We start from the raw sequence: 25,412 nt of genomic DNA on the forward strand, positions 1-25,412 counted from the left end.
CGCCCTGGTCGCCCTGCTCATCACCTCCATCCTCTCCCTCTTCGTCCTCCGCGCCGCCCGCGACCGCCTGGCCACCACCATCGAGTCCCGCGCCAGCAAGATGACGTCGCGCATCGAGGCCGCCCGCCGCGCAGAGGACGACGACTGACCCCAGAAGTACAGGAAAGACAGAAGTACAGGAAAGACAGAAGTACAGGAAAGACAGAAGTACAGGAAAGACAGAAGTACAGGAAAGACAGAAGTACAGGAAAGACAGTTCCTCCCGTCGGCGCCTCTGGTCGTGGTCTCGGGACCTGACACTCGCGGCTCGCGAAGGTCGGCGGTTCGGGCCGGGGCACGAAGTGTGTCAGTGAGGAATGGCTGCACGCGGAGCATCTCGAGCAGGCCAGCCCGAACCTGCTGCGCGAGTTGATGGAAGGATTCCTCAACCCGCAACGGGTACCGCCGCGAACTGGACACGGCGGCGGATCTCGCGGTTGAGATCAACAACCCGACCATCGGCGCGATCAGCGCCTAACCAGTCAACGACGAATCACAATCGTCGAACACCACTCCACGGAACTTGACCCTTCCGAGTTGCCATGACTGCACTCGTTATGGCTGGTCGAACACGGCTTGTCGTGCGGCATGGGCGAGTGTCGATTGAGTGTCGTAGGGCAGGCCGAGCCGGTTCCAGTGGAAGAGGACGTGGTGGGCCAGTACGTCGCGGAGGCCACGGCCGAGATCGCCGCGCAGGTTGAGGTCGCCGAGGGCCGCGCCGGCGTCGTGGAAGCTGTTGATCCAGGTGGCGATGCCGGCGAGTTGCCCCGTTGGTGTGGTGAGAGGGCTCCGCGGCCCGGCATCGACGGTCATCAGGCGCCGGAGACCGGTCGCCAGACCTTCTGCTCGCACGGTCGGAATAGGGCTGGTCACGGGTCGGTTGGTTGCGACGCGTGACCAGACGTCACCCTGCTCATACCAGTCCTGGCCGGCTGCGCGCAGGAACGCGCTGCAGAGCAGGATGGTGTGTTCTCGCCGATGGGCTCGGAGGTGGGTTGGCTGGGCCAGGATCTGGTGGCTGTCCTGGCAGAACAGCTGATGTGCGGTCGTCATGGCTTCGGGGCCGCCGAAGGCGTGCAGTTCAGGTTCGTAGATGGTTTCGGTCGAGCTGGAGACTCTGCCGTTCGCCTTCAAGGCTTCAACGCCTTCACGAACGGAGTCGTGGCCGGCTGGATCGAGCGGTAGGTAGCGCATCCTCCAGTGTGGTGCCTTGCGGGTGAACCACCATGACTCGGTGACGGCTTCCATCATTGGTTGTAGCTCGGTCGAGGTGATGTTCTCGGCCGAGGCGTAGTCGGTGAATCCCACAATGATCTGCCGCCAGCGGAACGCTGGTTCTTGGAATGGGACAGCGGTGGCCATGGTGGTCTCCGTGGTCGGTTGTTGTCAGGCCAGCAGCATGCAGACATCCCAGCCCGAGTGCGGAACGTCGCTGGTTACGGCGGTCAGTGCGGCAAGCGCCGCGCCTGCACTGCCCTCAAGTAGTTCCGTGCTGTGTGGAGCGGTTTGGAGATGCTCGCGGAGCAGGTCGGCAAGCCCGGGTAGTTCGGCGGTGAGGTCGTCGGTTTCGGCGTCGCGAGCGACGCGCCAGGTCGTCTGCAGAATCCCGGCGCTGCCGTGGCACAGGGTGGGCCCGTCGACGCGGGCGAGCTGTGTGGGGTCGGTGATGCATCCCAGGAGCGCGGTTTCTGCAGCGCGTCGGCGGGTGTGGTCGCCGGTGGCGAGTCCGGCGAGTTGCTGGGAGCGCGCGATGCCAGGGGTGCCGTAGCACCAGGAGGGTTGGAGCGGGCCAGCCTGATCAAATCGTGCAGCGCGGACCTCGTCCAGCGTGATGGTGCGTGGCCACCAGGGTCCGGCAGGGTGGTCTTGCTGCCAGTCGTCGAGCCACTGACAGATGCGCGCGATCGCGTCGAGGTGCCCTGGTACGGCGATGCCTGCCCGCAGCGCCAATGACAGCAGCGCCAGGGGCCCGGTGATGCCGTGGGCCAGGCCGAAGTTTCCGTGGCCGCCGGGGAAGTCGCTGGGTGGTTGTCCGGTGGGGCCGTGGTTGGTCCACCACCCTGGCAGTCCGGTCTTCTGGTTTGGTTCGGTGAGCCGCACTAGGTAGGTCAGGACGTCTCTTGTCACGTCGTGATCGGGCTGCCGGTGCAGGTGGTAGGCGCCGAGGCCGGTGAGGCCACGGATCAGGTCGAACTCGGCCAGCGCCGGGAGTTCGCCGCGGTCGATCCTGGCGTGCGCAGCGTCCAGGCGGGCGCGGGTCACTTGCTGAGTCGCTGCCGTGAGCTGGGTCAGTGACTGGCGGTAGTGGCCAGTGGCCTCTGTGGCCGCTGCGGTGACAAAGGCCAGTGCTGGGACGCCGAAGAAGAGACCGGCGCTGGTGGAGCCGTTGAGGTTGCCGCGGGCTGCTGTGGTCAGCCAGGCGTGGAGAGTGGGGGAGTGGGTAGAGCGGGTGAAGGTGTGTTCGCTGTGCAGTAGGGCGACTCCGGCCGCCCCACCGGCCAGCGATTGCGGCAGGTACTGGTGGCCGCCAGACTTGGCGGGGCGCATCGTTGCCGGGTCGAGGAGGCTCGTGGTGATGTCGTCGACGAGTGTTTGCAGAGTCGCGGTGGTTTGTGTCATGTTCGTGACTTCTGGCTGAGGGCGGCCGCCCGTGCGAGGCGATGGGCCAGTCGTTCGGCCTCGGGTGCGATCCCGCCCGCGCGGACGCAGTGCAGGTGGAGCAGCGACGCCAGCACCGAGTCAGTAGGCGGCCACCCGGCTCGGGCCAGCACCGCGCGGTACGCGGTGACCGCAGTCCGCCGCTGCGACCATGTCTCGACGATCTGGTCGCCGCTGAGGAGCTGGAGCATCGCGTTCTGGCCAGGAGCGGCCAGTTGCAGTGCCTGGTCATAGACGGTTCGGGCCGGCGCGGGAAGCGATTCGTTGATGAGGTGGTCGATCAGCCACTGGGCGCCCTTGGTGTTGTCGCCAGCGAACGCGGCGGCGAGATCGACCAGGCTGGCCGCGGTCAGTGCCGCGGGGTCTGCGGCACCGATAGTGGCGAGGTGGGCTAGCTGTGCGAGCGTGGCGGCGGAGTCGGCGGCGAATACCGCTTCGGCCGCGGCCATCGCCTGGTCGTGACCGAATCGGCCGGTCTCCGGCCGGTAGGTGTCCAGTTGCATGGTGGAGACCAGCCCTGCCTGCTGGAGTTGCTCGGCCCAGGTGCCGACCGTGCGTGCCACAGGGCCGAATGAGGCGGGATCGGCGAGTCTTATCCGCAGCCGTAGGTGGTTGTCGGGGTCGCGGTAGGGAAGGAACCACCAGAGTGGGGCTGGTAGGGCTGCCAGCAGGGTGTGCAGGTGGGTGGTCAGCAGGGCGCTGTGTCGGTCGGGGTGACTGTAGAGCTTGCAGAACAACCATTGCCCGGCGCCGGGCAGGTGAGCCGCGGACCGGACTGCGCTAGGCGATTCAGTGTCGCGGGGGATGGGGCGTGGTGGGATTGGCGGCCATGTTCGGGGCCTCGCGGTCGCCACCGGTACGACGATTTCGTGGGCGTGGCCGTCGATCCAGGCCAGCTCCGAGGCTGTGGGGGATTCCTGAAGGGTGGCGTGGCCGCGGCGGTCGAGTTCGGCGCGGAGCAGGTGTAGGTGTGCCGGCTGGTTCAGGTCCAGTTGGAGGCGCTGGTCGTTGCCGCCGAGATACACCGTGGCTGGCACCATCAGCTGGGTTCGCCATCGTGCCGCTGCTTCGGCCCACTCGTGCCATGTCGATCCGGAGCCGGGTAGGTCGGCGGCGGTCAGGTTCCAGCGGGCTGGTGACAAGACCGTGCGGTGGTAGGTCAACCGGGGCAGGAAGGGCAGCTGGCTGGCGGCGGCCCAACTGAAGGGCCCGATGCCGGCTGCCCGGGCGCCGGTCAGCTCGCAGGCGAATCGCAGTAGCGGGTGGGCGAAGTTGGTGAACTCCACCGCGCTGAACAGCTCCGCTTCCAACGGTTGCGACCGTGACTGCGACCATAGGTAGAGCCGGTGGGCATCGCCCACGACCAGCAGATCCTGTGGCACGAGCAACCCGACCGTGTCACCGCGGGGGTGCTCGCTGATCGACAGCTGACCGGGCAGTACCGGCAGACTGCGGGCGACGTTCTCGGTCTCGGTGTAGAGCGGAGGGCACGACACTTGCACACGCGCGGCCCCGGCGTTGAGCGGCTGCAGGGCCGCGTAGGCGACGGTCATCCGGTCGCGGTCGGGTGGATCGAGCAGGTCCAGGAATCGGCCGGCGGTCGCGCCTGCAGCACGGAACACACCGGTAACTACCAGCGTGAACTCGCCGTTGTCGAGGCTCACGCGGTTTGGTGACTGGACCCGCAACGCAAGTTCTGCGTGCGGCGGCCACTGTGCTTTGCCGAGAGAGTTGGTGTCCAGCTCGGTGATCATCGCCTCGTCGAGAGTGATTTCGATTCGGCGTTGCAAGGCTGCGGTTTGGGCGAGGCGCAACAATGCCTGGTCACGCTCGGTCGACCGTGGAGCAAGAGGTTTGTACAGCGAGTCCCGGTAGCCGGCAGGGAATCCGAGCCCGATGTCGGGGTCCACCAGTTCCAGCAGCGGCACGGCCGCACCGATTCCGTAGTGCTCGAGGAAGCGGGCATGGAAGCTCTGCCAGTTCGGTCTGCCAAACGGGTGCGGGCTCAGCCGCGCCAGCACCGTGGCAGCCCTCTCGGCCTCCGCAGCGACAGCGTGAGGGAGCACGATGTCTGCGTCAGCGCGCAGGTCCACCCGCGTCCCATCAGGAGAATCGTCGGGACACGGCGGGGCCGCCCCGGCGCTGCGCAACTTGCGGACGCAGGCCGCGATGGCGCTGATGTCGTCAGCGCCGACCTCGTCGAGGACCGCGAGTACATGGGCCACAGGGTCGAGGGTGGTCATCGGTGGACGCAGGCTGGTGATCAGGATCCGCTGGCTGACCAGCTGGTCCAGCATCGACTCGATGATTGGCCGGGGGGTTCGGGGAAACCGCTCGGCGATCCGTTCGGACAGGTCGCGGCGCCGGATGGGCGTCTCGGCAGCTTGGCTGATCAGCTCTACTACGCGGGTGTAGCGGATGGATACTTCAGCGGGATCGGTCCGGTCCTCGGTGGCGCCAGGATGTTGCCGCAGGCCGATGACGAGCCGGCCGTCGCGTAGCGTCGCGACGTTGTTCAGCACGACTGTCAGGCGAGCAGCTAGGCCGGCGCACCGTTCCAGTTCGGTGATCGCTGCGGCCAGCCAGGTCGCGTCGGTGCGAGTGACCGCTTGATGCTGATCACCGATCCGTACCTGTGTGGCCGGGCCGAAGTGGCTGGCGGCGACTCCAGCGAATTGCCCGAACGGTGTCGCCCGGCTGGAGGCTCGCAGCCGGTAGCGCAAGACGGAAATGACCGTGCTGCGGATCTGGCGGGGCCTCAGCTCATGCCCGGACAGGATCGCCTGGACGCGACGGGCCAGATCCGGACTGGCTGTCGACACCGCTGCCGTGAACGCAGTGTCTGTCCACACCTGGTCCATCCAGCTCTTCCACTGGTGTACCTGAGTCGCGGGTGGCGCGTTCAGGTCAGGCCAGCCGTGCAAGCCGCCGGCGATGCCGGGTTGTGTGGCCAGCCGGACCATGGCCGCGTCGACGACAGTGAACAACCTCGGGCCCCCTTCTGTGAGCAGACGGCCCGGCGGCGTATCGCGTCGCCGGGCCGTCACCGGTGCAGTGGTTGGCTGCGATCAGCAGGTGCTGTTGGAGCAGGCGCTCTGGCAGGTCTGGCCGCAGTTGTCGTCGGTGTTGCGCATCAGGTCAGCGATCACGGGGCCGGACGACACGATGCTGAGGTCGAGGTCGAACTCGGTGTCTGGGATGGCCGTGGTCGCTTGCAGGTGTTGGGTCATCGCTGTGCTCCTTAGCGGAAGTGGTGCGGATGGGACGACCTGACTCTTGTCGGTGTCACGGCGACGTCGGCCAGGAGATCAGGACACTCGTGTGTTTCTTCTCGATCACCCGGCCACCGGCGGGAGCCGGTACGTCGGTGCCGGCCGGGTAGACCTCGACTCGTGCGCCGGGGCCGCCTCGGTGCAGCTGATTCCATTCGCGGATCAGTCCGATGTACTTGTCGACCAGGTCGTCGGCGTGCGGGCCGTGGCCGTAGACGATGAACTCGAACGAGGTCCGTTCTTCGTTGGTGGGCTGGGATGCCCGGTAGGCGAGGGTGTCATCGGCCAGAGCAGTCTTGGCGCCCATCCGTGCGGACCGTTCGACGAGGCCGGCTGCGATCGCTGCGTCTTTGGCCACCAGCAGTCCGAAATCGTCCAGCGCAGTCGCAAGGAACAGATCCAGATCGTCGAACGGCTCGTAGCCGCCGACCATGACTCCGCTGCCGCGTGTCACCCGCTCCGAGGTCAGTGCGCTGCGCAGGCTGTCGGGGGAGGGCACTAGCTGGTCGCTGTCGAGCCGCAGCGCTATGTCTTCGCCGTGCAGCAGGATGAGGCGTTCGTCGTTGGCGCCGGCGCCCTGCATCGACACGAAGCCGCACAGGTCGTAGTTCCGGCTGACCAGGTGGCCGTCTTCGCGGGCCAGCGCGAACGACCGGGTCAGGCCTCGCAGGCGCAGTGGCACCACGAGTAGTCCGTCATCGGCCAACTGCTCGATCCATGCTGGCGGAACGTCCCAGGCGCCGACCGTGACAATGATTCGGTCGAACGGCGCGCGCTGCGGCGCTCCGCCCTCGGCGTCGATCTGCAACACCCGGACACGGTCGTATCCGGTCTCGGCCAGATACTGCGCCGCGCGATCAGTGACGAACGGATCGATATCGACGGTGGTGACCTCACCTTCAGGACCGACCAGCTCCGCGACGAGCGCGGCGTTGTAGCCACCGGACCCGATCTCCAGCACCCGCATGCCCGGCCTGATCTCGGCCTGCTCCAGCATCTGCGCCTGAATCCGGGGCGCAGACACCGAACTCAACGCAAGGCCGTCGTCATCGCGCTTGGTCACCACAACGTCGTCGCGGTTGTAGACCTGGACCAGTGACGCCTCAGGGGCAAACTGCTCACGTGGCACAGTGGCGAATGCCCGGGCGACCTCTTCAGTTCGCAGATCGCCCTGGCGGCGCATCTCCTCCACCATCGCCGCCCGCAACTCGTCGGCGCCGGCGGTTCCAGCGTCCTGCTCTCGTAGTGTGTTCACTTGACTACTCTCTCAGTCGGGACCGACAACAATCGGTGACGCGAGCGCCGCGGGATCATGCTCGACGTACAGCACCCTCACCACGGGATCGTCGGCGCTGCGTCGGTAGCGCTGAACGAGGTCGTGAAAGGGGCGGCCTACCGGCCGGCCAGGACCGCAGTGCAGGAACTGGTTGATGCCGCACGTGTCGACCAGGCACTGGCAGGCGCGGGTCAGGAACTGCTGGCTCACCGTGGCGACGTCGCGGAACTCCGGGGCGATCTCCAGGATGCTGCCGACCAGTTCCCGGTCGACCCACAAGTGGTCCTTGCCGCCGGATAGGTCGTTCCAAAATCTCGTGCTGTTGGCGCGGGTCGGGTCGATGCGCGGATCAGCAGCGTCGCGAGAGCGGTCGCTGGAACCGTCGTACATCGAGTGCGCCCCTTCTGAAACGAATCGGGTTGGGAGTGGAGCGGCGGGCGGGCGCCGATGCAGGGGTCAGACGCCCACCCGCCGTGTGGAGGGAGTCCCTGGTGCCCGGGGTGCTGCTCGGCCGAGAGGTGGCTGGCCGAGATGCGCCTTGCCAGGGACTCCTTCGGGAGGGAGCGAGGTCGCGCTCGTGCGGGGTGGCCGAGCGGGTTGGTTGGGAAGGAGGACTCCCCAACTGACCTCACTCCCGGTCTGGGTGGCTCGGATTGACCAGACGGGCATGAGGCTGGCCATGCTGGGAAGGCGGCCTAATCGTCCATCTGGCGCCGGAACCAGTCGTTCAGTTGCTGCCACCACTTGCCGGTCATCCGGCGTATCTCGTGGGTCAGGGCGAACCAGCGCCCCCGCACGAGTCACGATCCGAGCCGAGGTTCTGCGCAGAGATAGGCATTGCTCATCCAGGCATCTCCCCTCGGTGGTGGGCATAGTCGCGAAACCCCCGGTACACCCGGGTGTGGCGACACTGCTCCAGGCGGGAGTAGCAGCGCGATTCCGCTGAGTAACTAGACTGACCGGCAGAGCGAGGGCCCGGGAGGGCGAGTTGCTGACAGGGTTACTGACAGAGTTGCTGACAGATCTGGCACCTTCAGCCGTTGGGTGCTGTCGTAGATCTGCCTATCGTGGAACCGCGTGACGTACGGGAAGGTCAAGAAGATGGCCGGCGACAGCGAACGCAACCGCAGGTTGGCGGCTGCACGTCGCGCACTGGGCCTGACGCAAATCGAGCTCGCCGAACGAGTGTCGCGGCGTCTGGGGCTGGATCCTCCTCTGGACGGGTACTACCTGTCGAAGCTTGAGCGGGGGGTGCATACCTGGCCCAACGCCGAGTACCGCCAGGCGCTGAGGGCAGAGCTGGGGGCCGGTACCGATGCCGAACTCGGCTTCTACTCAAGCCGTTCTGCCCCAGAAGAGGACATCCCCGACGTGGATCGTCGTAGCTTCTTCGCTCTCGGACCGGCCGTGGCCGGTGGACTCATCGGCGGCGGCACGTCCGCCTCGGATTTTCTGGCCAGTATCGATCTGCCGAACCATGCGCCCGCACTGGTCGGCCGCGCCGATGTTGATCACATCGCGCAAAGCACGCGGGCGTTCAAGGAGTGGGACCGGCGGGTCGGTGGTGAGCTGTCGGTTCAGGCCGTGGCTGGGCAGCTGCGGTGGGGTGCGACCTTGCTCGATGCCCGTACCAGCCAACCTGGTGTCCGAGAAGACCTGCACAGCGCGGTTGGTCACCTGGGACAGGTACTGGCGTGGATGGTCGTCGACTGCGGCGCGCACGACGTCGCGCAGCGATATTTCCGCTTCGCGGTGCACTGCGCCGAGCAGGCCGGAAACCACAGCCTGCGTGCCGTGGTGCTGTCGACCATGTCGCGCCACCAGTTCCACCTCGGTCAGTACGAGGACGCGTTGAGCACTATCGAGCTCGCCCAGGTACGCGCCGACCGGCTGCCTCATGCTGAGCAGGCGATGCTCAGCGTCGTCCGCTCGCGGCCGTTGGCCAGCCTTGGCCGCCGCTCCGACGCACTCGCGGCGATCGGGTACGCGGAGGAGCAGTTCGACGCCTATGACCCGCGTCAGCATCCGCAGGTCGCATGGATGGAGTTCTTCGACCGGGCCGAGCTCGCCGGGGATGCCGGCCACAGCCTGGCCGATTTGGCGCTGTCCGGGGCCGATCCCGAACCGGCATTGGACCAGCTCGGGTTCGCGGTTGCCAGCCACACGGCCGGCTACAACAGGGCCAGGGCGTTCTGTCACCTCAAGAGCGCCAGCCTGTGGATGAAGGTTGACCCCGCCGTCGCTGTCCAGCAAGGCGCTCAGGCTGTCGCGGCGGCCGAGTCGCTGCGCTCGGGCCGCATCCGTAGCTACCTTCGTGAACTCCACTCTGCTGCAGGACCCCACAGCAAGGCAGGTGACGTCGCCGAGCTTCGGCGCCGTATCTCCCGCCTGACTCAAGTCCCGGCTTGATGGGCGCGATTCCGAAAGCCGAGTTCGACCGGTTGGCCGCGGCCTGCGCTCAGGCCGGCATCGAGCTGGGTGAGCCGGAACTGCTGAGCCTTGGAGACAGCGCGACCGTCGCGGTTAACGGTGAGGTGATCGCCAAGGTGACCCGCTTTCCGGGCCAGCGCGACGTCGCGCATCGAGAGGTGGCGGTTTCGCGGTGGCTGGGCCGTGCGGGAATACCGGCGGTGGTTGCAGTCACCGATGCCATCGACCAAGGCGCCTATGCGGTGACGTTTTGGGAGCGGATCACCGAGCACCGCTCGGCAACACCGGGAGAGGTTGGGGCCATCCTGTCTCAGCTCCACGCGGTTCCGGTTGAGTCGGCCCCTGAGCTCGACGACGTACAGCCGTTCGTGCGGGTCGCCGACCGCATCGACGGCGCCCCCCTCCGACACGGTGACAAGGCATTCTTGCTCGAGCGGCTCGGCGAACTGGAGGAGCGCTGGCCGGCGCCTACTGGACTGGGAGCGGCCATCCTTCACGGCGATCCGAACACCGGCAACGTCGTCGTGACCCCGGACGGGCAGGTGCTGGTGTGGGACCTTGAGCGGTTCTCGGTCGGGCCTCGGGAGTGGGATCTGACGCTACAAGCCGTCAGCTACGAAACCTGCCGCTGGATCACCGCCGACGACTACGGCGACTTCGTCACCACCTACGGCCACGACGTCACGGCTACCGGCACATTCCCGATCTTTCGAGACATCCGGGAACTCAGAATGACCAGCTGGCTTGCCAACAAGGCCGACCAGGATCCCGCTATCCAGACGGAAGTTGAATACCGCATCGCGTGTCTGCGTGGACAGCACGGTCCGCGCCCTTGGTCTTGGACTGCAGGATGACCGATCGGCGCGGGCCGGAGTTGGGCAGGGCCGGGAGCGTGGGCGATGAGGAGTCGCCCGCTTCTTGATGCCTGTGAGGTGAGGAAGTCCTCCAGACGCCGGCCCTGCCCCGGTTCAGAGGGGGTGCTCCACGACGACTACGGTCGCTCCGGAGCGCTCTTCGATCAGCCGCAGCTTGGTCTTTTCGCCAGGTCGGGCGATGTAGCTCACGTGGCCGAGTCCTGGCACGAGCACGTAGGCCGGATTGAACTGCTCGATCGAGGCCATCAGCGCTCGGAACTTCTCGCCCTCGGTATCGCGATCGTCGATATAGATGCTGCCGAGCTGAAGACCTTCCTGGATGGCGAATTCACTCATCCGTGCGCGCGCCACCACGATCCCGTCGCCGTCAGGAAGCTCGCCGGCGTCAACGTAGCCGAGCACGAACAGTCGGGTCGCGTCCTCGTCGATGTTGTCGGTCATTGAGTTTCCTGGCGGCGCTGCGGGCGTACGCGAGAGCAGTGATGGTCCCCGGCGGCCTGGCGCCGGGGCTGTGGCCGTCACGATGAGCACCTGTGGGATGCAACTGCGCCAGCCAGCTCGAGCTCGGCGGTCGGGGGCTCGGGGTCGATCCAGTCGACAACGGTCCTGCCGCCGTGGCCATGAACGGCAAGCATGTCGTCGATGCTGTCCCAGATGGATGTACAGGGATGGTCCGAGCACCATCGAACGGCGACAGCGCCATCGCTGTACTGGATTCCTTCGGCAACGTCGCCGGTACCGCTCACTTTGGAGACATCGAAGTAGCGCACGAGGCGGAAGCGTCGGTGGGTCATGGGCGCGTTTCCGTCCTGTAAGGCGGGCGGGTCCGGTAGGCCCGCGGAGCGGAGCGGAGCTGCGGCTGCGGACGTCTGGGTCGTCGTCGCGTTGCCAGCCGGATCGAAGCGGGAGCCGGCCGGTCCGCGCGCTGGTCACCTGCAGCACGAGCTGGATGGCGGCGAGCTTCTGCTCGACGGACAGAGGGCTGTCGAGGATCAAGGCAACGGTGATGATCTTCTCCTCGTCGGTCACATCGTGTGCCGGGCTGCATGGTGGTCCTTCCCGAACAAGGCGGCTTTGGTGATCGGTATCGGGCCGCGGTCGATGGCGGTTGGCGCGACCACTTGTCTTGCCTCTCCCTGCTGATGGGCGATGCAGGCCTCGCAACGTGCTGGTGGAGCGGCGCGGCGGGCGTCAAGCCNGTGGCTCGGCNCCCGCCGCACCGGCAGGGGAGGGTCCTCGGCCTCGGGGCCCGACACAGGCCGAGGACCCAGTCGGGGCGGGATCGGCTCAGCGATGACAAGCTGAGCTGGTTTGACGACGGGTGGCAGACCCCGTGATCCCGTCCCGGGCTTAGGGAGCGGTCGGCCGGGGGGCCTCGGGCGCGACCAACGCTGGAGCGTCGTGTGGGGTGTTGGTGAAGCGGCAGCCTGCGAAGCGACGTCGCATCGCCTTCTCGAATTCAGTGGACTCGGTCTCGGGGGCTGTGCGGACGACGATGGGGTGGCCGCACAGCCAGACCTTGGCTTGGCGCTTCGCGGGCGGTGCGTCGACGGCGATGCTCATCAACTGCCGACCAGGTCGGTCTTGATGTCCCGCACGATCTGGGTGTAGGCCGCGATCGCCAGGAGTATGAGCCCGTAGAAGACGATCGTGGCTGCGGGCGTGCCGGTCGCGGCACGATCGGCGATGGCCAGATAGAGCATGGTGTCCTCCCCGTTGGTCGACGAGCGGGTTCGGCTCGTCTGGGTTCGGTTTGGGCGAGTTGTGTGTCTCGCCACATCCAGTTACTGGATCTTCGCTGGCCTCCACACCCGCAGAACAGGTCAGTCACCCCCTCTAAATACCCCTCAGATTCGCGCTGTGAGGCCCGTCGGAACCACGGAACGTGGTTTAGCGTGGACGGTGAGCGAGCGGGGAGGGATCACGCGATGGCTACCGAAGTGGCAGTGCCGAATGTTCGTCTCCAGCGCCTGATCGCCGATCAGGGCTGGACTCAGGCCCACGCGGCCGAGCAGATCAACGTCGAGTACGAGCGGGCTACTGGCCAGTCGGGACGGTACGGCGCGGAGCAGATCCGGCGGTTGGAGCGGGGTACCGTGACCTGGCCGCCACGCCCGTATCGAGATGCGATCTGTGCCGTGTTCTGTGTGACCGAGGCTGAAGCCGGGCTCCGATCGAAGCGGTCGGGGCCGAGCCCGGTCGTCGAGAGTCAAGAGGACGACGAAAACCTGCATCGGGTCGAATTCCTGCGGCGGCTGACGGCGGCACCTGCAGTGGTGGGGCTGCCACCCGCGTTGCTCGGCTCCTCGCAACAAGCACCCGTCCGGACGGCGCTGCCACAGCGCATCGGACCCGAGGACGTTCACCAGATTACGAAGATCGCCAACGTGTTCCGTGCCGCCGACCACGCCGGTCATCCAGTGGCGGGCGAGGCCATGGCTGCACAGCTGCAGCAGGCCTTGAGGTTGCTCGACGCCAAAGCCGAGCGCGGAACGAAGACCGCGATGCAGGTCGCAGTCGGGCGCCTGGCGAACGTGATCGGCTGGTCGCAGTTCGACGCCGGCTTTCACTGGGAGGCCGACCAGTACTTCCGGATAGGGCTTCACAACGCCGAGCAGGCAGGTGCTTGGTGGCTTCGGGCCGACGTACTGACCCACATGGCCCGCCAGGCCGTGTATCTCGACAAGGCCGACGACGCCCTGACCTTGATCGGAACCGCCAAGATCCGCGAAGACCGGCTGTCGTCGCTGCGCCGTTCAAGCCTGTGCATCGTGGAGGCACGCGCATTCAGCCAGCTCGGGGAAGCTCGTGAGGCAGCCCGTTCAGTTGACCGGGCCGTCCAGTTCTTCTACGAGGTCGACGATCGCGACGATCCCGATTGGGCGATCCACTCTGATTTCTTCTCCGAGGCGCAACTCAACGGAGACACCGGCCACGGCCTGTGGGCCGTGGCCGTCCAAGGGCTCGAGACCGCCAACGCCGTCGAACGGCTGGCAACCGCCATCGACAGCTACCCCGACAGCTATGCCCGCTCTCGGCTCTTCTGCATTGCACGCCTGGCAGCGCTCACCCTGCACCAAGGTGACGCCGACGAAGGGATCGCCCTCGCCCGAAAGGCACTCTCTGCGGCTCGTGAGGTTCGGTCGATGCGAGTGCTCGACGACCTCGGCGAGCTCCACCGCGCCACGACGAGGCTTCGCGATTCCCATCCCGGAGTCGCGGCACTGCGGCGCGATCTTGCGATCGCCCTTCGCGGGAGCGACTACACCGAGATCAGCGCCTGACTCCCAAGTCGGCGCCGTGATGATCAATGGCCGGGCCAGCGGCGAGAACATCCCGGTGGTTTTGCCATCGGTCCCCTCTGCGCAGATCGACGTACTGCACGCTCGTAAGATCCGGGGCATGGCGCGCATCGTGGTGGTCAGTGGTGGAGGTACTGGTATCGGGTTCGCAGCAGCGGAGAGATTCGCCGCCGATGGCGACCAAGTCGTCCTGCTGGGGCGCCGGGAAGAGGTCCTGGCCCAGGCCGCCGAAAAGATCCCCGGTGCCACCTACTGCGCAGGGGACCTGGGCGACCCCAAGGGGGCCCAGCGCGCCGCCGACTTCATCATCGATGAGTACGGCACTGTCGATGTCGTGGTGCACAGCGCCGGCGGAAACGGCGTCCTCGAGCCGCAGGTTGAGCATGCCGAGCTGCTGGAGACAATCGCTCACGACTGGACTCTGAACTTCCGGCTCAACACGCTAACGGCTGTCCTGCTCACCGAGGCCCTCAAAGACCATCTCGCCGCACCCGGCGGCCGCGTGCTCTTTCTGAGTTCGATCTCCGCGTACCGCGGGTCGGGCCGGGTGGCGTACGGGGCTTCGAAGGCAGCTCTTCACCCCTACGCATTCGCGCTCGCGCGCGAGTTGGGCCCCCGCGGTATCACGGTCAACGCGGTCGCACCGGGGCTGATTGAGGACACCCCGTTCTTTGGGGAACCGTCATCCGAGCAGCGTCGACGCGACCGGGCCGCCGAGACGGCGACTGGTCGGGTCGGCATTCCCAGCGATGTTGTCAACACGCTGCAGTGGCTGGCGTCTGAGGCTTCCGGGCACATCACGGCTCAGGTGATCCAGGTCAACGGTGGCGCGGAGAGCAGCCGCTGAGCTGGCCAGATCGTGCCCGAGGCCGTGCTGCTGGAAGTCTGAATGGTCGACCCCGCGTCTCACGGGGCCGACCAGCTCCTGGCGGTGGGGCCTGGCCTGTCCGCTGAGTTACTCGGCGGTCAGTAGCGCAGTATCGCTGGTAGGTTGCAACGCGTGCCGACTTCTGCTGCCGCGGCTGCGCCTCGTTGGCTTGGTGGCGCCGGGCAAGTGGTGCTTGCGGTGGTGATGGCTGGGGTTTTGTTGCCGGCGGGGCTGGTGTCAGCTCATGTCGGTGGGGTGGCTGCCGCTTGGACCATCGCCATCGGGGGCGCGTTGATCCTGGTGCACCTGTGTGTTGCCACGGTTCGGCGGTGGCCGGCGCAGTCGTTCATCGGCGGCTCGCTTGCCTGCGTGGTCCTGCTGATCGCGCCGGACATCGACGGCGTCACCGACTTCGTGGAGTCGAGCGACTACAGCCCGATCTTGCTGCCAAGCACGCTGTGCTTCTTCGCTCTGCTGTATTTCGTCAGCGCCCACACCCGCCCACCGTGGCCGAACCTCGCGCTCGGCGTCGGCCTGGCCGGAAGTTGCCTGACCCTGGCACGACTGTGGGGTTTCACCGGCACTCCGATCAACAGCTGGGCGTGGTGGCTGCTGCTCGGCACCACTGCGTTCGGCGGAACGGTCGCTGCCTGGTCGATGGGGCGGTACCGAGTCACCCGAGCCGCCTGGACCACCCAACTGGCGGAACGGGTGGCCGCTGACGAACGCCGCCGCATTGCGCGCGAGATGCACGACGTGGTGGCTCATTCGCTGGCCGTGATGGTCAGTCAGGCCGAGGCCGGCCGGCTGGTCGTTCCTAAGTCACCCGAGCGCGCGCCCGAAATTCTCACCACTATCGCCGACGCGGGCCGCGAAGCGCTGACCGAGATGCGAGGGCTGCTCGGCGTACTGCGTGACGACGAGCTGCCGACCGAGCCACAGCCCGGTCTGGCCGATCTGCCCGCGCTGATCGAGCGAGTGCGGGCAGCAGGTGTCGACGTCGAGCTCTCGACGGACGACCACCTCCAGGTGCCGCCGGCGGTCGGCCTCACCATCTATCGCGTCGTTCAAGAGGCACTCACCAACGTGACCCGCCATGCGGGACGACGACCTACCGCCCACGTGACAGTCGAGCACACCGCGGACGGCATCGGCGTACTGATCACGAACACCGGAACCGTGCCCGCTACCACCAACCCCGGGCGTGGGCTGGCCGGTATGCGAGAGCGGGTCGACACGGTCGGTGGAACACTCGAGTCCGGACCTGCTGACGGCGGCTGGCGGGTCTGTGTCAGGGTGCCATCGTGAGCGGGCCCGAGCAGATTCGCGTGGCAGTGGTCGACGACCAGGAACTGATGCGCTCAGCGCTGCGCATGATGGTCGAGAGCCAGTCTGATTTCACCTTCGCCGGAGAGGGTGTCGACGGACTCGATGCCCTGGCTCTGGTGCGGTCACGCCGGGTCGACGTGGTGCTGATGGACCTGCGCATGCCCAGGATCGATGGCATCCAGGCGACCGCGACGATCACGGCCGAGCAGCCGGAGTGCCGGGTGATCGCGCTGACCACCTTCGACCTGGACGACTACGCCTTCCGGGCTCTTCGAGCCGGCGCCAGCGGCTTCCTGCTCAAGGATGCGCGCAGTGAGGAGATCGTCGACGCCGTCCGTACGGTGCACGCCGGGCACGGCGTGATCGCGCCATCGACCACCCGCCGCCTGATCGAGCACATCGCTGCCGGGCCCGACCCCGACGCGGCCCGTGCCGCCGAGGTACGGGGCACCTTGACGCCCCGCGAGTTCGACACACTGCTGGAGATCGCCACCGGCGACACCAATCGGGAGATCGCCGAGCGGTTGCACCTGTCCGAAGCCACCATCAAGACCCATGTCGGGCACGTGCTCGCCAAGCTCGGGTTACGCGATCGGGTCCAGGCCGTCGTACTGGCCTACGAGACCGGCCTGGTCGGACCACCACGCCGCTGACCCCACCTCGTCCTGTGGGATGAGGAGGTCGCGACCTCAGGGCGAGGCCCCCGCGCGTGCGGCGCACCATTGTGGAGCCATGAACCGACTGGTCTGGGTGCCACGCGCCCTGTATGCGCTCGCCGCACTGCACACAGTGGCGGCGGTGACGGACAAGGAATGGCTCGACATCATCGATCACGGGGTGGTCGGCGCGGCAGCGGCCGATGACCTCCAGTTGCGCGCCGAGAGCGGATTCTCGCTCTACTTCCTGACCACCGGCATCCTGATGTTCGCCGTGGCCGACCTCGCCGCCAGCCATCTGAAGGCCACCGGCACCCTCCCCGCGCGCCTCGGTTGGTACGTGCTGGCCCTCGGCAGCTTCATCACCGTCGTCCATTTCCCGATCAACGGCGGCTGGCTCGTGGTCATGGCCGGCGTCGCGATGCTGGTGCTGGACCGGCGCCATCGGTCCTCATCCTCCCGGATGAGCACGTCGCGATCTCAGGGTGAGGCGCGTGCGAGCTCAGCACACGATCTTGGATGACATGACGACCACTCGCCCCACAGCCACCCCCATCGCCTTACCCGGGCAACGAAGCCGGAAGGTCCGGGTGGCCGGCTGGCGTCTCACCGCCGCCGGCCTGGGCCACACGGTGGGCCGACGTGCCGGCAGTCTCGCTCCGCTACAAGGAAAGGAATCCTGATGTCGAGCTTCCGCATCGGCGCCTGGTGCTGGATCATCACTGGCGCGGGCCACACCCTCGGCGACATCTACCTGCGCAACTTCGCGTCGGCCGCCGACGAATCCATCGACGCCGCCATGCGCGCGCATCCCTTCGACATGCTCGGCCTGCACCGCACGTACTACGAGGTGACCATGGGGTTCAGCCTGGCGATGGGGCTGTGCATGGTGTTCGTGGGCGTACTGCTGCTCTACATCCACCGGCTCACTCCACGCCAAGGCATGCGTACGGCCGCCACCCTCGGCCTGGCAATGTCGGCCGCTGCGCTGGCCATCAGCGCGTGGCTCGAGCCACCGCCGCCCATCGTGTTGTTCAGCGCGGCGTGCGTGGCTTTCGGGTGGTCAGTGCGCAACTCAGGACGCCTGACTCTCGAAGGCGAGAAGGTCGCGACCGCAGGCCGAGCTGTGACGGCGATCCGAGCGGGATCGTGAATGACATGGGCACCGTCAGGGCACTGCCCGTGACCGAACACACCAGTCGGCCATGGCGCATCCACGAGATCACGCCCGACTTCCACGTACAGGATGTGTGGGCGTTCCGTGCACCCGGCTCCGGACCACATGACCTCCCCGTGATGTTGGCCGCGATCCAGGCGGCCGAGGAGAACGAGGGCGAACCGCTGCTGGTGCGGTTCTTGTTCGCCGTCCGCTGGAAGCTTGGTGCCCTGTTGGGCTGGGACGATCCCCAGGAGGGCCTGGCGGAGGGAGGACGAGTCCCGGCGCTCTGCGAGCGGCTGCCCGATGACCTGCGGCAGCCCATCTCGGGCACTCCGGTGCCGGGCCTCCCGTTCACCCATCTGTACGACCTGCCCGATGAGCGCGCGATGGAGCTGGCGAACAGGACCGTTCACGGCGTGGCCCATCACGGCTGGGTGGCTACCGAGAACGGTGACTATGAACTGCGCATGGCCGTGCTGGTCAAGGCCAACGGAGTCTTCGGGCGGGCCTACATGGTCGCGATCGCACCGTTCCGCCACCTGATCGTCTACCCGGCAATGACCCGGCAATGGGAACGCGCGTGGCGCGACCGCCACGAACTACTTGGTGAGTCCAGGGCCGATCCGAGCTGATACCAGCGGGCTACTGGTACGGACAGTGACGCAGGACACTTCGAAGATTCTCGGAAAATCCTTTGTGCATTCCTTCACATGAGTCGTAGAGTGGTTGATGAAACGAAACCGTTTCGTTCTATCGGCAACCAGACGATGACACAGGGTGAACAAAGAGCCATGAAGGAAGTCGCCGAAGCAGCGCCGCGGTCGCGGCCACGGGTCGAGGGCGGGCGCGAGGAGGAGATCCTCGACGCGACCGTCGAGGTTCTGGCCGAGCTCGGCTACGACCGGCTGACGATGGACGCGGTGGCGACAGCCGCCAAGGCCAGCAAGGCGACGCTGTACCGGCGCTGGACGACCAAGGCGGAGCTCGTGGTCGACGCGATCACCCGGGCCAAGGGGTGTCCGGTGCCGGACGCCGTCGACACGGGCAGCCTGCGCGGCGACCTGATCTCGATGTCGTGCGGCGAGGGCGGGTTCACCTCGGACCGGCTGATGTCGGTGATGGCCGGTCTGCTGACCGCGCTGCACCGCGACGCGGATCTCAAGAAGGCCTTCGAGGAGCACTTCCTGGCTCCCCGGATCGCCATCACCAACCAGGTCTACCAGCGCGCTGTCGAGCGCGGTGAGATCGCCGCCGCCGTCGACGTCCAGCTGTTGTCGGTGACCCTGCCCGCCGTCATCGTCCACCACGCCTTCGTCCTGGGGATCCCGCCCACCGACGAGCTGATCCTGCGAGTGATCGACAACGTGATCCTGCCTGCGGCGCGGGGGTCGCAGGTGAGCTGAGCCGGTGAGGGGCCGGACAGCGACCAATAAGCCAGTTACACCCAAGAGGGGAAATTCCAGCATGTCTGAAGACGTCATCAAGGCTGATCCGCCGGAGGGGCGGCCGGTCGACGGGGCGGCCGAACCAGCAGCTCACGGCCACCGCAATCTCGGTATCGCGCTCGCGCTGATCAGCATGGCGCAGCTGATGGTGGTGCTCGACGGCACCATCGTCAACATCGCGTTGCCGCACATCCAGAAGGACCTCGGCTTCACCAACGAGTCCCTGCCGTGGGTCGTCAACGCCTATGCGCTGGCCTTCGGTGGTCTGCTGCTGCTCGGCGGCCGGATCGGGGACATCTTCGGCCGCCGCAAGGTGTTCATGTTCGGTGTCGTGCTGTTCGGCATCGCCTCGTTCCTCGGCGGCATTGCCCAGAACGAGACGATCCTTTTGGTCAGCCGGATCCTGCAGGGGCTCGGTGCCGCGGCGGCCTCGCCGAACGCACTCGCCCTGATCACCACCACTTTCCCGGCCGGCAAGGAGCGCAACCGCGCGATGGCCGTCTATGCCGCCATGTCCGGTGCGGGTGCCGCCGTCGGCCTGATCCTCGGTGGTCTGCTGACCGAGGCGTCGTGGCGCTGGACCTTCTTCATCAACACCCCGATCGGCCTGGTCGTGGCGGTGCTGGCGATCCGGTACCTCGGTGAGTCGGCCCGCCAGCACGGCAAGTTCGATCTGCCGGGTGCGATCACCGGAACGGTTGGTCTGACCTCGCTCGTCTACGGTCTGACCAACGCCGGCTCGAAGGGCTGGAGCGACACCGCCACGTTGCTCTACATCATCGGCGGTCTGGCCCTGATCGCGGTGTTCCTCTTCATCGAGGCGCGCTCGCGGCACGCGCTGATGCCGTTCCGGATCCTCGCGAACCGGACCCGCGGGATCAGCTTCTTCGTGATGCTGATCGTCGGCGCGGCACTGTTCTCGATGTTCTACTTCCTGGGCATCTTCATCCAGAACGTGCTCGGCTACAGCGCGCTGAAGACCGGCTTCGCCTTCCTGCCGTTCAGCTTCGGCATCGTCGTCGCGGCCCAGCTCGCCTCGACGCTGATCGCCCGGATGGACCCGAGGTGGATCTCCGGTGCCGGTGCGGCGATCGCCGCGGGCGGCATGTTCGGCTTCACCCAGCTCGAGGTGGGGTCCAGCTACCTCACCGGCCTGCTGCCTTACATCCTGCTGCTGTCCTTCGGGATGGGCCTGATCTTCGTGCCGCTCACGCTGACCGCGGTCAGCGGGGTCGCCAACGAGGACTCCGGTGTCGGCTCCGCGGTCCTGAACACGGTCCAGCAGATCGGTGGTGCCATCGGCCTGGCATTGCTGGGCACGGTCTCCACCAACGCGATCAAGGACAAGTTCACCGAACTAGCTCCGGGCCTGGCGCAGGCTGCCCAGGCATCACCGGACCAGGCCAAGCAGCTCCAGGGCCAGGCGACGGCGATCGCCACCACCCACGGGTTCACCATCGCGTTCCTGGTGTCGGCGTTCATGTTCGTCGGCGCCGCGGTGATCACCCTGGTCGGCCTGTCGGTCAAGCACAAGGACCTGGCCGGAGACGGCCAGCCGGTGCACATGGGCTGACGTCCCCAGAAGACGCGAAGGGCCGCTTTCCGGGAGGGGGAGGCGGCCCTTCGTCAGGTCTGGGTGTTGAGCCAGTCCCGTCGGGTTGGGCCGGACCGCCGCACCAAGCGTTGAGCGCTTGCGCCTTGTCGTTGCCGTCAGCAATTGAGAGCTGAAGGGTGTGGCCTGACCGTCGCGGGCCCGTCAGGCCTTGCGGAGGCGGGCGATCATGCCGTCGATGTCCGCGGCGAGCAGGTGGGGCCGGACGAAGTGGCCGCCCGGCTCCTCGTGCCACTCGTGCGGGATGCCCGCGTGGCCGAGTACCGCCCGGAACTCGCGCTGGCCGGCCAGGACGTGAGTCTCGTTGGCGGTGTCGAACCAGTTGACCGGGTCCGGGCTGGTGCCGGCCACGAGGAAGATGCGCTTGTTGCGGTAGCTCTCGATCCGCTGGACCGGGTTGTCGGCGTTGACGCGGTTCTCGTCCCAGGCGGGGGCGCCGTAGACCGTGCCGCCGCCGAGCTCGATCGCGGCGGACGAGACGTTCGCCCAGTGCACCACCATGCCGTTGTCGCGGCGCAGGCTGGCCGGGCCGGAGTGCGAGCTGACGGAGGCGAAGTGACCGAAGTACTTGGCCGCGTACTTCAGAGCACCGAAGCCGCCCATCGAGAAGCCGGCCACGGCACGGCCGTCGTACTCCGCGTAGGTGCGGAAGTTGGCCTCGATCCACGGCAGCAGCTGGTTGATGTGGAAGGTCTCCCAGTTGCGGGGGCCGGTGTTGGTGCTGACCGGGTTGGAGTACCAGCCGGCGTGGCCGCCGTCGGGCATCACCACGATGATCGGTTTGCCGGCGGTGAGCTCGCGGATGCGGAGCCGGTCGAAGGTGATGAAGTCCTGGTCGTTGCCGCCGCCGTGGAGCAGATAGACCACCGGGTAGCGGCGACCGCTGTCGTAGTCGTCCGGGAGCAACACGTTGACGGCCGGGTCCCACTCGACGGCGTCGGTGGCGAACCTGTAGTACTTCATCCGATGGTCGTTCTCGTTGCGGTCGACGATGCGCAGGCCGAAGCCGTCGTCGGCGGCGTTCGCGGCGGCCGAGGTTGCCAGAATGGTGCCACCGCTCAGACCGAGGGCGGCGGTGAGTCCGGCGCCGGCTTTGAGGACAGTTCTGCGGGTGGGGCGGTGATCGTTCACGGGGTTGACCTCCAGGTCAATCGGTGACAAGACGTAGGCCTTCGGTGACGGCCTGTCTAAGTTAATACCCTAACTTAGGGTCAAGGAGTGGGAGAGCGAGTGGCAGACAGGCAGGCGCAGCCGCGGAGGGGTGGCCGGCGCGCGCAGATCTCGCTCGACGACATCCTGCGCGAGGGGCGGCGGCTCGGGCTGGCCGCGCTCACGGTTAACGGGGTCGCGGACGCTCTCGGGGTGACGCCGACGGCCTTGTACCGCCATGTCGACGGCAAGCTCGGGCTCGAGCGCCTGGTGGGGGAGTCGGTGCTCGCCGAGCTGGTGATCGAGGAGGATCCGGACGCCGGCACAGCGCAGTACCTGCTGTCGCTGGCTCAGCAGGTGCGGCTGTTCGCGCTCGACCGGCCGGGGCTGGCGGCGTACATGCAGTCGCTGTTCCCGCGGGACCGGTCCGGGCTACGGCTGCAGCGGGAGGCGATCGAGTCGCTCGGGCGGCGGGGGTACAGCCCGGAGGTGGCGGTGATGCTGTCGGGGACGGTGGCGGCGCTCGGGATCAGCATCACGGCGGCCGAGGAGCGTCATCGCCCGTACTCCGAGGGGCCGTTCCGGCGCGAGCTGGACCACGTCTATGCCCTGATGGCGGGCGACGAGGTGATGGTCGCGGCGCAGAGCGCGCTGCCGGTGATCGACGAGGCGACCTACTTCAAGCTGGTGATGACGGCCTACATCCGCGGGCTGCTGGCGGTCGCGCCGCCGGGACGACCGGCCGCTGACGTGCTCGCCGACCTGGGCGGCGAGCACGTCACGTAGTACCGATCAGCGGGGCGGGAACTTCGAGGAGACCCAGTCGCGGACTCCGCCGAGGCCGTCGCCCATGTCGCGCAGCAGCTTGGCGAGCGGGTCCTGCGAGCGGGCGAAGGCGTCGGAGTACGACTTGGCCGCGTTCTTCGCCTCCTGCGTCATCGAGGCGTCGCCGTCGTCCTGCCGCTTCGGGTAGGTGCCGGACACGATCTGGGTGTACTCGCCCTCGTCCACCCAGCGGCGCAGCTCGTGCGCGCGGATGACGGCCAGCGGGTGGGTCTGCGCCTCGAGCAGCAGCAGCTTGAGCACGCTGTCGCGCAGGTCGCCGGCGCTCTCGTACTCCGTGCCCTGGGCGAGGAAGGCGGTTGTGTCGAGCTGGTCGAGCTGTCCACCACTCGCGAGCTTCATCTGCACCCGCAGCGCGGCCGCCGGATCCTGTACTGCGAGCAGGCCGGCCCGGTCGCCCGACAGCTCGGCCTTGCGGGACCACTCGTGCAACGCGGCGATGATCGCGCGGAGGCCGAACGCGCCGATCGGCATCCAGTTGACGGCACCCGTCAGGCGCATCAGCCAGAGCAGCAGCGACTGGTAGAGCGCGTGCCCGCTCTGCGCGTGCCCGAGCTCGTGGCCGAGGATGAACCGGGTCTCCTCGTCGTCGAGGCCCTGGACGAGCGCGCTGTTGAGCACGATGAACGGCTTGTCCATGCCGATCGTGACCGCGTTCCAGACCGGGCTGTTGGTGACGTACAGCTCGGGCAGTTCGCGGACGTCGAGCGTGGTCGCGGCCTCGGTGTAGAGCCGGTGGATCTGCGGGAACTGCCGCTCGTCGACCCGGATCGCCGAGCCGAGGAACTGCAGCCGGAAGGCGCGCTCGTTGATCAGCCCGGACATCTTCCGCAGGATGAAGTCGAAGCCCTTGAGCGACCGCAGCGCGACCAGTGCGCCGCGGTCGGCGGGGTGTTCCCACGCCCGCGAGCTGATGTCGGTCAGAGTCACCCGCGGCCGGGTCGGCCGCTCTTCGTTCTCGGTCATCGTTCCCCCACGGGTCGGCGTATGGCCTCCAACCTAGCTCGCCCTGGGGTCCGATAGCAGAGAGTAGGAATACCTAAACCGTCGCTCCTGTCCTAGCCTGACCGAATGAGCAACCGTCCAATACCGTCGCGGGAGGTGGATCGGCGTGACGACAAACAGCGGGCCTGGGTGTCGGAGGCGATCCGGATCGTCGACGCCGATGCCAACCGCAGTGCCGACACGCATCTGCATGTGTTCCCGATGCCCGCTGCGGTCGGGGTGGATCTGTACCTGAAGGACGAGTCGGTGCATCCGACCGGTTCGCTCAAGCACCGGCTGGCCCGGTCACTGTTCCTCTACGCGCTCTGCAACGGCTGGATCCGCGAGGGCACCACGGTGATCGAGGCGTCCAGCGGATCCACCGCGGTCAGCGAGGCGTACTTCGCCCGGATGCTCGGGCTGCCGTTCATCGCGGTGATGCCGGCCTCGACCAGCCCGGAGAAGATCGAGCTGATCGAGTTCTACGGCGGCCGCTGTCACTTCGTCGAGCGCTCCGGCCAGATCTACGGCGAGGCCAAGCGACTCGCCGAGGAGACCGGCGGGCACTACATGGACCAGTTCACCTACGCCGAGCGCGCCACCGACTGGCGCGGCAACAACAACATCGCCGAGTCGATCTTCAGCCAGCTGAGCCTCGAGCAGTACCCGGTCCCGACCTGGATCGTGGTCGGCGCCGGCACCGGCGGTACGTCGGCGACGATCGGCCGGTACGTCCGCTACCAGCGGCACGACACCTCGGTGGCCGTGGTCGACCCGGAGAACTCCGCCTTCTTTCCTGCCTTCGAGTCCGGTGACGGCGACTTCGCCACCGGTCGCCCGTCCCGGATCGAGGGCATCGGCCGGCCCCGGGTGGAGCCGTCGTTCGTGCTCGGCGTCGTCGACCGGATGATCGCGGTACCGGATGCGGCCTCGATCGCGGCGATGCGGTTCTGCTCGACGGTGACCGGCAGGCTGGTTGGCGGCTCCACCGGGACCAACCTGTGGGGAGCACTGCGGCTGGCGACGGAGATGCGGCGTACCGGCGTACAGGGGAGCATCGTGACGTTGCTGTGCGACAGCGGCGATCGCTACGGCGACACGTACTACGACGACGCCTGGCTGAAGCGCAACGGGATCGACATCGCGCCGTACGCCGAGACGCTGGACGCCTTTGCCCAGACCGGGCGCTGGCGCGAGCCGGTCCGCTAGCAGCCGCCGTCAACGCTGCAGGCGCCGCCGAGGGCCGCTAGGAGCCTGCTGAACAAGGGAGGTTTGGGGGCGGGAAGCGCGGGAGGGGCCTGTGTGTGCGGTGGTGGGTCGGTTCGCTGGGGTCGGTAGCGTGGTTGTTCTTCGCGCGGATGCGGTGATGGGGCGTGTGAGCGGCGCTTGGGGGCTGTGGACAGGTCCCGGGGGGTGCTGGTCAGGCTAGGTTCCAGCTTTCGCCGTGGCGGGTGAGGCCGAGGTTGAGCAGGCGGCGCAGGTTCAGCCCGGCCATCCGGGTGTGGAGCCACTGGT

Annotated in this window: 24 protein-coding genes; 13 read left to right on the plus strand and 11 right to left on the minus strand. The window is 67.3% G+C overall.

Annotation, left to right across the window (positions count from 1 at the left end; translation table 11 throughout):
* Positions 1 to 594: 594 nt before the first annotated feature.
* The 6 genes from A3ES_RS50525 to A3ES_RS0143780 form a co-directional block, all read right to left on the minus strand.
* Positions 595 to 1,401: a thiopeptide-type bacteriocin biosynthesis protein gene (locus A3ES_RS50525; protein ID WP_020393175.1), complete on the minus strand. Its 807-nt coding sequence runs from the start codon at positions 1,399 to 1,401 to the stop codon at positions 595 to 597.
* Between the two features lie 24 nt (positions 1,402 to 1,425).
* A complete protein-coding gene (locus A3ES_RS0143760; RefSeq protein WP_020393176.1) occupies positions 1,426 to 2,658 on the minus strand; it encodes a lanthionine synthetase C family protein in 1,233 nt (410 codons plus the stop codon).
* Complete coding sequence (locus tag A3ES_RS0143765) at positions 2,655 to 5,684, minus strand: lantibiotic dehydratase (RefSeq protein WP_020393177.1); 3,030 nt, start codon at positions 5,682 to 5,684, stop codon at positions 2,655 to 2,657. The genes A3ES_RS0143760 and A3ES_RS0143765 overlap by 4 nt, the downstream gene beginning before the upstream one ends.
* An 81-nt stretch (positions 5,685 to 5,765) precedes the next feature.
* Entirely contained in the window at positions 5,766 to 5,927 is a 162-nt protein-coding gene (locus tag A3ES_RS53265) for an FxLD family lanthipeptide (RefSeq protein WP_020393178.1), read from the minus strand.
* Positions 5,928 to 5,982: 55 nt separating this feature from the next.
* Positions 5,983 to 7,224 (minus strand): methyltransferase, FxLD system, encoded by a 1,242-nt coding sequence (gene fxlM, locus A3ES_RS0143775; protein WP_020393179.1) that lies wholly within the window; start codon positions 7,222 to 7,224, stop codon positions 5,983 to 5,985.
* Positions 7,225 to 7,236: 12 nt separating this feature from the next.
* Positions 7,237 to 7,635: an SAM-dependent methyltransferase gene (locus A3ES_RS0143780; RefSeq protein ID WP_020393180.1), complete on the minus strand. Its 399-nt coding sequence runs from the start codon at positions 7,633 to 7,635 to the stop codon at positions 7,237 to 7,239.
* Between the two features lie 687 nt (positions 7,636 to 8,322).
* On the opposite strand from A3ES_RS0143780, the gene A3ES_RS0143790 reads away from it, so the two are divergent.
* Both A3ES_RS0143790 and A3ES_RS0143795 read left to right on the plus strand, forming a co-directional pair.
* Positions 8,323 to 9,654, plus strand: a complete 1,332-nt coding sequence (locus tag A3ES_RS0143790; RefSeq protein WP_020393182.1) for an NsdA family TPR-like regulatory protein — start codon at positions 8,323 to 8,325, stop codon at positions 9,652 to 9,654.
* Positions 9,654 to 10,529 carry an aminoglycoside phosphotransferase family protein gene (locus A3ES_RS0143795; protein ID WP_020393183.1) on the plus strand — a complete coding sequence of 292 codons (876 nt, stop codon included), beginning with the start codon at positions 9,654 to 9,656 and terminating at the stop codon, positions 10,527 to 10,529. Before A3ES_RS0143790 ends, A3ES_RS0143795 begins: the two co-directional genes overlap by 1 nt.
* Positions 10,530 to 10,643: 114 nt before the next feature.
* Here A3ES_RS0143795 and A3ES_RS0143800 read toward each other — a convergent pair whose 3' ends face one another.
* The 3 genes from A3ES_RS0143800 to A3ES_RS54805 form a co-directional block, all read right to left on the minus strand.
* A complete protein-coding gene (locus A3ES_RS0143800; protein WP_020393184.1) occupies positions 10,644 to 10,991 on the minus strand; it encodes a hypothetical protein in 348 nt (115 codons plus the stop codon).
* Positions 10,992 to 11,900: 909 nt separating this feature from the next.
* A complete protein-coding gene (locus A3ES_RS0143815) occupies positions 11,901 to 12,113 on the minus strand; it encodes a hypothetical protein (RefSeq protein ID WP_020393187.1) in 213 nt (70 codons plus the stop codon).
* A complete protein-coding gene (locus tag A3ES_RS54805) occupies positions 12,113 to 12,253 on the minus strand; it encodes a hypothetical protein (RefSeq protein ID WP_020393188.1) in 141 nt (46 codons plus the stop codon). Before A3ES_RS54805 ends, A3ES_RS0143815 begins: the two co-directional genes overlap by 1 nt.
* Positions 12,254 to 12,478: 225 nt before the next feature.
* On the opposite strand from A3ES_RS54805, the gene A3ES_RS0143825 reads away from it, so the two are divergent.
* The 9 genes from A3ES_RS0143825 to A3ES_RS0143865 all read left to right on the plus strand — a co-directional run bounded on the left by A3ES_RS0143825 (position 12,479) and on the right by A3ES_RS0143865 (position 20,882).
* The gene (locus tag A3ES_RS0143825; protein WP_020393189.1) at positions 12,479 to 13,834 is read left to right on the plus strand and encodes an NsdA family TPR-like regulatory protein; all 1,356 of its coding nucleotides are present in this window, start codon (positions 12,479 to 12,481) and stop codon (positions 13,832 to 13,834) included.
* 118 nt (positions 13,835 to 13,952) lie between these two features.
* Positions 13,953 to 14,699, plus strand: coding sequence for an SDR family NAD(P)-dependent oxidoreductase (locus tag A3ES_RS0143830; protein ID WP_026163771.1), 747 nt, complete (start codon positions 13,953 to 13,955; stop codon positions 14,697 to 14,699).
* 153 nt (positions 14,700 to 14,852) lie between these two features.
* Complete coding sequence (locus tag A3ES_RS0143835) at positions 14,853 to 16,028, plus strand: sensor histidine kinase (RefSeq protein ID WP_063746071.1); 1,176 nt, start codon at positions 14,853 to 14,855, stop codon at positions 16,026 to 16,028.
* The gene (locus A3ES_RS0143840; protein WP_026163772.1) at positions 16,025 to 16,702 is read left to right on the plus strand and encodes a response regulator transcription factor; all 678 of its coding nucleotides are present in this window, start codon (positions 16,025 to 16,027) and stop codon (positions 16,700 to 16,702) included. The genes A3ES_RS0143835 and A3ES_RS0143840 overlap by 4 nt, the downstream gene beginning before the upstream one ends.
* Before the next feature lie 79 nt (positions 16,703 to 16,781).
* On the plus strand, positions 16,782 to 17,228 hold the full coding sequence (locus A3ES_RS0143845) for a DUF6463 family protein (protein ID WP_020393193.1): 447 nt from the start codon (positions 16,782 to 16,784) through the stop codon (positions 17,226 to 17,228).
* Positions 17,229 to 17,387: 159 nt separating this feature from the next.
* Entirely contained in the window at positions 17,388 to 17,858 is a 471-nt protein-coding gene (locus A3ES_RS0143850; RefSeq protein ID WP_020393194.1) for an LIC_13387 family protein, read from the plus strand.
* Positions 17,859 to 17,863: 5 nt separating this feature from the next.
* Positions 17,864 to 18,496 carry a DUF2867 domain-containing protein gene (locus tag A3ES_RS50530; RefSeq protein WP_020393195.1) on the plus strand — a complete coding sequence of 211 codons (633 nt, stop codon included), beginning with the start codon at positions 17,864 to 17,866 and terminating at the stop codon, positions 18,494 to 18,496.
* Positions 18,497 to 18,655: 159 nt separating this feature from the next.
* Positions 18,656 to 19,267, plus strand: a complete 612-nt coding sequence (locus A3ES_RS0143860; RefSeq protein ID WP_020393196.1) for a TetR/AcrR family transcriptional regulator — start codon at positions 18,656 to 18,658, stop codon at positions 19,265 to 19,267.
* A gap of 61 nt (positions 19,268 to 19,328) precedes the next feature.
* A complete protein-coding gene (locus A3ES_RS0143865; RefSeq protein ID WP_020393197.1) occupies positions 19,329 to 20,882 on the plus strand; it encodes an MFS transporter in 1,554 nt (517 codons plus the stop codon).
* Positions 20,883 to 21,065: 183 nt separating this feature from the next.
* Here A3ES_RS0143865 and A3ES_RS0143870 read toward each other — a convergent pair whose 3' ends face one another.
* A complete protein-coding gene (locus A3ES_RS0143870; protein WP_020393198.1) occupies positions 21,066 to 22,052 on the minus strand; it encodes an alpha/beta hydrolase in 987 nt (328 codons plus the stop codon).
* Between the two features lie 99 nt (positions 22,053 to 22,151).
* On the opposite strand from A3ES_RS0143870, the gene A3ES_RS0143875 reads away from it, so the two are divergent.
* Complete coding sequence (locus tag A3ES_RS0143875) at positions 22,152 to 22,856, plus strand: TetR/AcrR family transcriptional regulator (protein WP_020393199.1); 705 nt, start codon at positions 22,152 to 22,154, stop codon at positions 22,854 to 22,856.
* Between the two features lie 6 nt (positions 22,857 to 22,862).
* On the opposite strand, the gene A3ES_RS0143880 is transcribed toward A3ES_RS0143875, so the two are convergent.
* Positions 22,863 to 23,879: a M48 family metallopeptidase gene (locus tag A3ES_RS0143880; RefSeq protein WP_020393200.1), complete on the minus strand. Its 1,017-nt coding sequence runs from the start codon at positions 23,877 to 23,879 to the stop codon at positions 22,863 to 22,865.
* Positions 23,880 to 23,984: 105 nt separating this feature from the next.
* Between A3ES_RS0143880 and cds1 the strand changes: the two genes are divergently transcribed.
* Positions 23,985 to 25,106, plus strand: a complete 1,122-nt coding sequence (cds1, locus tag A3ES_RS0143885; RefSeq protein ID WP_026163773.1) for an L-cysteine desulfhydrase Cds1 — start codon at positions 23,985 to 23,987, stop codon at positions 25,104 to 25,106.
* The last annotated feature ends 306 nt before the right edge of the window (positions 25,107 to 25,412 follow it).

Origin of the sequence: Kribbella catacumbae DSM 19601 (genome assembly GCF_000372465.1) — a bacterium.
In the GTDB taxonomy this organism is placed as follows: domain Bacteria; phylum Actinomycetota; class Actinomycetes; order Propionibacteriales; family Kribbellaceae; genus Kribbella; species Kribbella catacumbae.

Excerpts from the sequence above, each read along its gene's own strand:
- A3ES_RS0143880 (WP_020393200.1), bottom strand. The coding sequence starts at position 23,879 with ATGACCGAGAACGAAGAGCGGCCGACCCGGCCGCGGGTGACTCTGACC.
- A3ES_RS54805 (WP_020393188.1), bottom strand. The coding sequence starts at position 12,253 with ATGCTCTATCTGGCCATCGCCGATCGTGCCGCGACCGGCACGCCCGCA.
- A3ES_RS53265 (WP_020393178.1), bottom strand. The coding sequence starts at position 5,927 with ATGACCCAACACCTGCAAGCGACCACGGCCATCCCAGACACCGAGTTC.
- A3ES_RS0143795 (WP_020393183.1), top strand. The coding sequence starts at position 9,654 with ATGGGCGCGATTCCGAAAGCCGAGTTCGACCGGTTGGCCGCGGCCTGC.
- A3ES_RS0143850 (WP_020393194.1), top strand. The coding sequence starts at position 17,388 with ATGTCGAGCTTCCGCATCGGCGCCTGGTGCTGGATCATCACTGGCGCG.
- A3ES_RS50525 (WP_020393175.1), bottom strand. The coding sequence starts at position 1,401 with ATGGCCACCGCTGTCCCATTCCAAGAACCAGCGTTCCGCTGGCGGCAG.
- A3ES_RS0143780 (WP_020393180.1), bottom strand. The coding sequence starts at position 7,635 with ATGTACGACGGTTCCAGCGACCGCTCTCGCGACGCTGCTGATCCGCGC.
- A3ES_RS0143865 (WP_020393197.1), top strand. The coding sequence starts at position 19,329 with ATGTCTGAAGACGTCATCAAGGCTGATCCGCCGGAGGGGCGGCCGGTC.
- A3ES_RS0143800 (WP_020393184.1), bottom strand. The coding sequence starts at position 10,991 with ATGACCGACAACATCGACGAGGACGCGACCCGACTGTTCGTGCTCGGC.
- A3ES_RS0143830 (WP_026163771.1), top strand. The coding sequence starts at position 13,953 with ATGGCGCGCATCGTGGTGGTCAGTGGTGGAGGTACTGGTATCGGGTTC.
- A3ES_RS0143845 (WP_020393193.1), top strand. The coding sequence starts at position 16,782 with ATGAACCGACTGGTCTGGGTGCCACGCGCCCTGTATGCGCTCGCCGCA.
- A3ES_RS0143815 (WP_020393187.1), bottom strand. The coding sequence starts at position 12,113 with ATGAGCATCGCCGTCGACGCACCGCCCGCGAAGCGCCAAGCCAAGGTC.
- A3ES_RS0143825 (WP_020393189.1), top strand. The coding sequence starts at position 12,479 with ATGGCTACCGAAGTGGCAGTGCCGAATGTTCGTCTCCAGCGCCTGATC.
- A3ES_RS50530 (WP_020393195.1), top strand. The coding sequence starts at position 17,864 with ATGGGCACCGTCAGGGCACTGCCCGTGACCGAACACACCAGTCGGCCA.
- A3ES_RS0143760 (WP_020393176.1), bottom strand. The coding sequence starts at position 2,658 with ATGACACAAACCACCGCGACTCTGCAAACACTCGTCGACGACATCACC.
- A3ES_RS0143860 (WP_020393196.1), top strand. The coding sequence starts at position 18,656 with ATGAAGGAAGTCGCCGAAGCAGCGCCGCGGTCGCGGCCACGGGTCGAG.
- cds1 (WP_026163773.1), top strand. The coding sequence starts at position 23,985 with ATGAGCAACCGTCCAATACCGTCGCGGGAGGTGGATCGGCGTGACGAC.